We start from the raw sequence: 7833 nt of genomic DNA on the forward strand, positions 1-7833 counted from the left end.
CTACACCAGCCCCGCCGGCGTATCCTCCTTCTCCCACCGCACGTTTGGGGCCGGGGTTTCTCCCCTTTCCAAAGGGGGAAAGGGGAGAAACCCCGGCCTCAAAGGTGAGTCGCCGGCTCAGCGGGGGCTCAGCGGACGCCTCAGCGGATCCGCGTGGTGGCCGGCGCCCCGACGACCAGCGGCGCGACGGTCACCTTGTCGATGTCGGGCGCCCACGCCGACGGGTTGCCGATCCGGATCTCGCCGTCACCCGTGGTCAGCGTGATCGGCACCGTCCGCTGCCAGTAGCTGTCCCACGCGTAGGTGTAGCGGAAGAAGGCGGAGCCGGCCGGCGCCTCCCGCGTGCCCTCGGTGACGACCGCCTGGCGGTCGACCACCTGCGGGTTGTAGTCGTGCTTCCCGGCCAGCTCGGCGTTCGCGTAGTGGACCACGAGGTCGTAGTCGCCCGGGGTGTCGAAGCCGGAGCCGCGCGGGATCGCCACGTGGTTCCCGCTGCCCTGGCCGACCGACCCCACGTACTTCCCGCCCGAGGCGTTGGAGCCCGACGCCGGGTCGACGCTCCGCACCGCCGCGTCCCCGCGCAGCGTCAGGTCCTCGGCCTCGAAGGTCGACGCCGCCGCGTCGCCGTCCGCCGCCCGCGTGACGGTCACGGACTTCACGCGGACGCCGCGCGTGGAGCGCAGCTCCAGCTCGTTGATCCCCTCCGTGAGGTGCACGCGGACGGTGGTGCGGCGGTGGCCGCCGTTCGGGACCTGCACCCGCGGCAGGGTGCGCCCGCCGAGGTCGAGACGCAGGTCGGACGGCCCGGCCGTGTGGTAGTCGACCGCGAGGTCGTAGTAGCCGGTCTCCATCGCGTTGACGTAGGCGTCGGCCCGCTGGGCCTGGCCCGCCACGTGGCCGAACCCGCGCGTGCCGGACTGCCAGCCGAGGCCGGCGCCGCCGTAGTAGCGGAGCGTGCTGGCGGGGTACACGGTCGGCTCGCCGTCCGTCACGTCCGTCAGGACGAACTTGTCCAGGGTGATGTCCGACCCGGGCAGCACCGTGGTGCCGTCCTGGCTCGCGCGCAGGGACAGCACGTGGGTGCCCGCAGTCAGCTCCACGGCGACCTCCGCGCTGCCGCGGTACTGCCAGCGCGAGGTGCCGGTCAGGGCCAGGTCGGCCGTGTACTGGACGGTGGTCCGGTGGGCGTCGTCGACGAAGAGCGCGTGCCGGCCGGGCGCGCCCGGCGTGGCCCCGATGACCTGGAACCGGTAGGTGCCGGTGCGCGGCACGGTCACGGTCCAGTCGGCGCGCGAGCCCGGCCGGTTGAACGACCCGACGTCGTGGCTGCCCGAGGCGAGGAACTTCCAGCCGCCGCCGGCCCGCGGGTCCTGGAAGTACGTCTGGGCCGCGGTGAGCGCCGTGTCCTCGGCCTCCACGCTGGTGGTCCAGACCGGGTCCACGGTGACCGTGCGGTCCTGCGCGGGGGTGATCACCACCTGGTAGGCGGCGTACCGGTCGTACGTGGGCAGGGTGAGGTCGAGGCGGCCGCCGGCCACGCGGGCACCGTCGACCGCGTGGACGACGCGCGGCGTGCCGGCGAGCCCCTCCGCGCCGGTGACCGTGACCTCGCGGACCTCGACGTCGACCGAGCTGCCGAACACGGCGCGGTCCAGACCGCGCAGGTCGAGCCGGACGTCCGAGTCCGTGCCGCCGTAGAGCACGGTGGCCCGGCGGTCGTCGGCGTCGACGGCCCCGATGCCCTGGAGGGTGTCGACCGTGTCCGGCTCGGGCGGCGTCACCCGGACGGTCTGCGAGCCGGCCAGGTCGCCGTACCACTTGAACATCCACCAGCCGGCGTTGGCGCCGTTCGGCCGCGCCGTGTTGTCGGAGAGGTTGCCGGCGTAGTTCCAGTACGCGGTCTGGGCGTCGACCTTGGTGTCCTCGAACATCGAGAGCCACTGGACGAGCTGGCCGGGCACGCCCATGTCGCGCAGCATCCCGTACTCGGTGATGTTCACGTGGATCGGCGCGATGCCCAGCCGCTGCTCCAGCGCGCGGTAGTCGGCGAAGTGCGACCGGTACGTCGCGAGGTTGTCGATGCCCAGCTCGTGCCAGATGAACACGTCCGGCAGGTTGTCGTGGTCGCGCGTGTACGTGAGGAAGTCCGCCGACCGCTCGGGCTGCCAGCGCGTGTCGCCCGGGCCGCCGATGCGCGCGTGCCCCAGCCCGTGAGACTCCCAGACCTCCTGGATCTTGGCGTGCACCGCCGACCAGTCGCCGAGGAACTGTTCGCGCTGGTTGGCCCAGTCCGGGTACCAGTTGCCGCCGTCCGGCTCGTTGAACGGGATGAAGAGGTACTTCTCCGGGTGGTCGGACTGCGTGGCGACGGCCTCGGTCACGAACTCGACGATCTCGAGGTAGTCCCACACCCCGTTCGGCTGCTCGGTGTAGGTGCCTGTCGCCTGGTCGTAGGTGCGGGTGTCGCCGGGCCGCTTGCCCCCGTTGTACGACCAGTCCGGGTAGTAGTCCTGGATGTAGATGGCCAGCTCCTCGCCGTGCTTGGCGAAGAACCCGTCCTCGACCCGCAGCGCGTCGCCGCTCGGGTGCTGCGTGCCGTACGGCGCGCGCTGGGAGGAGTTGGTCACGTGGGCGCCGTTGACCAGGGCCGTCGTGGGCACCCCGACGTCGCCGAAGCCGTACAGCGTGCCGGTCGCGCCGCCCCGGAACGCGCCGGTCGTGGTGCCGAAGTCCACCGTCAGGCTCTCGGGTTCGGCCGCGGCTGGCTGCGCGACGGTGAGGGTGGCCGCGGCGAGGGTCGTCACCGCGAGACCGCTCCACGCGCGGCGCCGTCTGGACCGCCGCTCGGTGCGGATCTGATCTGCGCTATCAGGAACATTCACCTGTGTTCCACTCCTTCGTGGATCGGGACCATCGGTCGGCCTGCCTGCCGCCCGGAACGGCAACGCTCCGGGCGGAGGGAGGGCGGCGGCCGCGTCGGGGACGCGGCGCCGGGACCATGAAAGCGTTAATCATTCTGATTGGCAAGAGTGACCGGCGACCTCCGCACGGATTGCACGTAACCTGGCCCCGTGGAACCAGACCGCCCGATGAAGCCGCCTGTCATCGCCGACGTCGCGCGCGTCGCCGGCGTCTCCGTGCCGACCGTCTCGCGCGTGCTCAGCGGCTCGGTCCCGGTGGGCCCCGAGCGCCGGGCGCGGGTCATGGCCGCGATCAAGGAGCTGGGGTTCCGGCCCAACGGCGCCGCACGGGCGCTGGCCACCGGCGGTCAGCCCATGATCGCCGTGTTCGCGGGCGACACGACGCGCTACGGCTACGCCTCGACGCTCCAGGGCATCGAGGAGGCGGCCCGCCAGGCGGGCTACATGGTGGTCATCTCCGTGGTGGAGACCGACGACCGGCGCACGGTCGACGCCGCGATCGACCATGCGCTCGGCCAGCCGATGGCCGGCGCGATCGTGCTGGAGTACGACCCGCCGGGCGTCGCGGCGCTCGCCGCGATCCCGCAGTGGCTGCCCGTCGTCGCGGCGGCCTCGGGCCGGCCGGCGGACGAGCAGGTGGCGCACGCGTTCATGGACGACCGGTTCGCCGCCGCCCGCGCCACCCGGCACCTCCTGGAGATCGGCCACCGCACCGTGCACCACGTGGCGATCCCGTCGCCCGGCCGCCCGAGCGCCCGCATGCTGGGCTGGCGCGACGCGCTGAGCGAGGCGGGCGCGCCGGAGCCGGCGGTGCTGTACGCCGACTGGTCGCCGGACTCCGGCTACGACGCCGGCGCGCGGCTCGCGCTCCAGCCCGACGTCACCGCCGTGCTGTGCGGCAACGACGAGCTCGCCATGGGCCTGACCAAGGGCCTGGCCGACGCCGGGAAGAGCGTGCCGGCCGACGTGAGCGTCATCGGCTTCGACGACCACCCGCTCAGCCACCTGTGGACCCCGCCCCTGACGACCGTGCGGCAGGACTTCGTGCGGCTGGGGCAGCGGGCGTTCCAGCTGCTCAACGCGCAGATCGACAGCGGGGACGTGCCCCCGTCCGTGCGGTTCGTGCCCGACCTGATCCTCAGGTCGTCGGCGGCCCCACGCACCGCCCCGCGCGCCGTCTGAAAGCGGTTGCGCCCTGACAGGGCCCCGAAAGAAGCCATCCAGATGCAGTCTTGCGCTCCGTTCTGATATGCGCTTTCATAGCGGCGTGCCAGCAAGCCAGCCGACGACGGCCAACCCACGCTCCGCAGCGACGCGAGTGACCCTCTGGACCCGGGACCAGGACGAGCTCGCGCTCGTGCTGCCGGCAGACGCCCCGGCCGCCCTGGCCACGACGGGGACACCCGGGACGACCGACAGCCTCGCCGCGCCGGCCCAGCCGCTGGTGGAGATCCTCGCCGTCGGGCAGGGCCGCGCCAGCGCCAACACCCGCAACACGGCCACCGCCGTGGGCGCGCGCCTGCGGGTGCTCGGCCACGACGTGACCGCGAGCGACGGGTGGACGACGGTCCGGGTGTTCCAGGGCGACGCCGTCACCGGCCTGCACGTGACCTCCCACCTGCAGGTCCGCGCGGGCGGCGCCTCGCTCCGGTCCTGGACCACCGTGCGCAACGACGGGGCCGAACCCGTCGCGCTCCAGGCCGTGTCCTCGCTGGTGATCGGCCGTCCCGTGGGCGCTGCCCCGGTCGCGGGCACGCTGTCCCTGGAGGGCCACAGCGAGTGGGTGGGGGAGAACCGCTGGGCGTGGACCCGGCTCTCCGGCCAGGACGGGCTCGTCGGGCTGGACCTCCCAGCGCACCAGCACCAGGACGCGCGCGGGTCCCGCAGCCTGGTCAGCACCGGCACGTGGTCCTCGGGGACCCGGAACCCCGCCGGCGTGCTCCGGGCGGAGGACGGTCCCGCGCTCGCCTGGCAGGTCGAGCACAACGGCGCCTGGCGTGCCGAGCTCGGCGTCCGCCTCGACACCGCAGACGAAGAGGTGCTGGTCCTGGGCCTGTTCGGCCCCACCGACGACGACCACGCCTGGACCCGGGTGCTCGCGCCCGGCGAGTCCTTCGAGTCCGTGCAGGTGTCCCTCGCGGCCGCGGGCGACTGGCAGGACGCGCTCGCGGAGATGACGCGGCACCGCCGCGCGCTGCGCCGCAACCCGCGCCGCCCCGCCGTCGTCTTCAACGACTACATGAACACGCTCATGGGCGACCCGACCACGGCCAAGCTCCTGCCCCTGGTCGACGCCGCGGCCCGTACCGGGGCGGAGCTCTTCTGCATCGACGCCGGGTGGTACGACGACGGCGGCGACTGGTGGGACTCGGTGGGCCTGTGGGAGCCGTCGGCCTCGCGGTTCCCCGACGGCGGGCTGCGCACGGTGGTCGACGCCATCCGCGCGGGCGGCATGGTGCCGGGGCTCTGGCTGGAGCCCGAGGTGGTGGGCGTCCGCAGCCCGCTCGCGGAGCGGCTGCCGGACGAGGCGTTCCTGCAGCGGGGCGGCGTGCGGATCACCGAGCACGGCCGGCACCTGCTCGACCTGCGGCACCGCGACGTCGTCAAGCACCTGGACGAGGTGGTCGACCGCCTGGTCGAGGACTTCGGCGTCGGCTACTTCAAGCTCGACTACAACGTCACCCCCGGCGCGGGCACCGACCTGGACGCCGACAGCCCGGGCGACGGCCTGCTCCAGCAGAACCGGGCGCACCTCGACTGGATCGACGGCGTGCTCGCGCGGCACCCCGATCTCGTGATCGAGAACTGCGCCTCGGGCGCCATGCGCGCCGACTACGCGCTGCTGTCCCGCCTCGACCTGCAGTCGACGTCGGACCAGCAGAACCCCCTGCTCTACCCGCCGATCGCGGCGGGCGCGCTGGTCGGGATCGTGCCCGAGCAGGCCGCGAACTGGGCCTACCCGCAGCCGGACATGACCGACGAGGAGATCGTCTTCACGCTGTGCACCGGGCTCACCGGCCGGCTCTACCTGTCCGGCCGGCTGCACGAGATGACGCCCGAGCAGGCGGCCCTCGTCGTCGGCGGCGTGGACCTGGCCAAGGAGTGGGCGGACCGGCTGGTCGGCTCCGTGCCGTTCTGGCCGCTGGGCCTGCCCGCCTGGAGCGCGCCGCTGGTGGCGGCCGGGCTGCGCGGCGCCGACGAGTCGCTCGTCGTCGTCTGGTGGCGCGGGGCCGAGGCCACCGAGATCGACCTCGACCTGCCCGCGGGCGGCGTCGACATCGCCTACGGGCCGCCCGACGACGGGTGGCACGTCACGCGCGCGGCGGACGGACCCGTCCACCTGCGCATCCCGTCCGGGCCGCAGGCCCGCGTCCTGAGGGTCCGGCACACCGGCCTCGCCTGATCACCGGGGCCGCCGGGCGGCCCCGCTCGACCCGCAGTCGGCGAAGACTGCGACCATCCAAGGAGTCGATATGAAGAGGTATCTGACCATCACGACGGCGGTCGTCGCCGTCGGCCTCCTCGCGACCGGGTGCAGCGACCCGACCGCGGGCACCGGCGACGCCGCCCCCGAGGCGGGGGCGGCCGAGTGGCCCGCCCAGGACACCGACCTGACCGGCACGAAGCTCACCATCTGGGCCGCGCAGAACTCGAACACCGCACCGGACGCCGTCGTCGCCGGGTTCGAGGAGCTGACCGGGGCCGAGGTCGAGGTCGTCACCATCCCCGACCCGTACGAGCAGGGCGTGCAGACCAAGGTCGCCACGGGCGACCTGCCCGACCTCGCGTTCTGGCAGCCGACCGGCTCGATGCTGACCGCGCTCAACGCCCCGACCAACCTGCAGCCGCTCGACGGCGCGCCGTTCGTGGAGGCGTACACCGACGGGCTCGCCGACATGACGGGCGTCCTCGACGACACCCGCTACGCGGCCCTGGTCACGAGCCCCGCCGTCGAGGGCGTCTACTACAACAAGGAGGTGTTCGCGGAGCACGGCATCACCGAGCCGCCCGCCGACTGGGACGCCTTCGTGGAGACCGCCCGGACGCTGAAGTCCGACGGGCAGACGCCGTTCTTCGAGATGGCCGGCGACCGCTGGGCCACGCAGTGGTGGGTCCAGGTGCAGCTCGCCGACGCCGCCCGCGACGGCCTGTGGGACCGCGTGAACACGGGCGAGGAGAAGTTCACCGACCCGGAGATCCTCGGGGCCATCGAGACGTACCAGGGCCTGATCGACGAGGGCCTGTTCAACGAGGACATCAAGACCGCGACGTTCGAGGACCAGGCCGACGCCCTGCTCGCCGGGGACGCCGCGATGGCGGTCCAGGTGAACTCGTTCTTCGGCCAGCTCCAGGCCAAGGCCGACCAGGCCGAGCTCGACGAGAAGATCGGCTTCTTCCCGATCTCGCCCACGGGCAACGTCGGCACGTTCATCCCCGACCAGTCGAACGCGCTGGTCGTGTTCCGCACCGGGGACGCCGACCGCGAGGCCGCGGCGCGCCAGCTCCTCGCGTACTGGCTCGGCGACGGGTACGCCGACTTCGTCGCGGACCGCGACACCATCTCGCTGCAGGACGCCGTGCCGACGCCGGACACCGTGCCGCAGGCACTCCTCGACGTGCACGCGTCCCTCGGCGAGTCCGTCGGGTCCATGCAGGCGCTTGCCGTGGCGAACCCCGACCTGTACATCTACCTGGCCGACATGATCCAGGGCGCCACCACGCCCGAGCAGGTCGCCCAGCAGACCCAGGACCAGTTCGCCCAGCTCGCCCGCGCCCAGGGCATCGAAGGCTTCTGACCCAGATCCGCCCGGGTGGCGGGGGGGAGGGGGAGGGGGGGGGGGCACCCCCCCCCACCGACGGGGTGGTCGCCCAAGAACCCACCAAAAAAGACACCCCCCCCGCGCCCCCCCCC

The 7833-nt window shown here is 73.2% G+C and carries 4 protein-coding genes; 3 read left to right on the top strand and 1 reads right to left on the bottom strand.

The annotated features are described in order from the left end of the window. Positions 1-140: 140 nt before the first annotated feature. Entirely contained in the window at positions 141-2804 is a 2664-nt protein-coding gene (locus ACFV9Q_RS05055) for a carbohydrate-binding protein (protein WP_377233454.1), read from the bottom strand. A 267-nt stretch (positions 2805-3071) separates the two neighbouring features. Between ACFV9Q_RS05055 and ACFV9Q_RS05060 the strand changes: the two genes are divergently transcribed. From ACFV9Q_RS05060 to ACFV9Q_RS05070, 3 genes are all read left to right on the top strand, one after another. Then, entirely contained in the window at positions 3072-4103 is a 1032-nt protein-coding gene (locus tag ACFV9Q_RS05060; RefSeq protein ID WP_377233455.1) for a LacI family DNA-binding transcriptional regulator, read from the top strand. Positions 4104-4239: 136 nt separating this feature from the next. Continuing rightward, entirely contained in the window at positions 4240-6324 is a 2085-nt protein-coding gene (locus ACFV9Q_RS05065) for a glycoside hydrolase family 36 protein (RefSeq protein ID WP_377233456.1), read from the top strand. Positions 6325-6394: 70 nt separating this feature from the next. Continuing rightward, the gene (locus ACFV9Q_RS05070; protein WP_377233457.1) at positions 6395-7717 is read left to right on the top strand and encodes an ABC transporter substrate-binding protein; all 1323 of its coding nucleotides are present in this window, start codon (positions 6395-6397) and stop codon (positions 7715-7717) included. Positions 7718-7833: the final 116 nt, after the last annotated feature.

Origin of the sequence: Promicromonospora sp. NPDC059942 (assembly GCF_042731755.1) — a bacterium.
Taxonomy (GTDB): Bacteria; Actinomycetota; Actinomycetes; order Actinomycetales; family Cellulomonadaceae; genus Promicromonospora.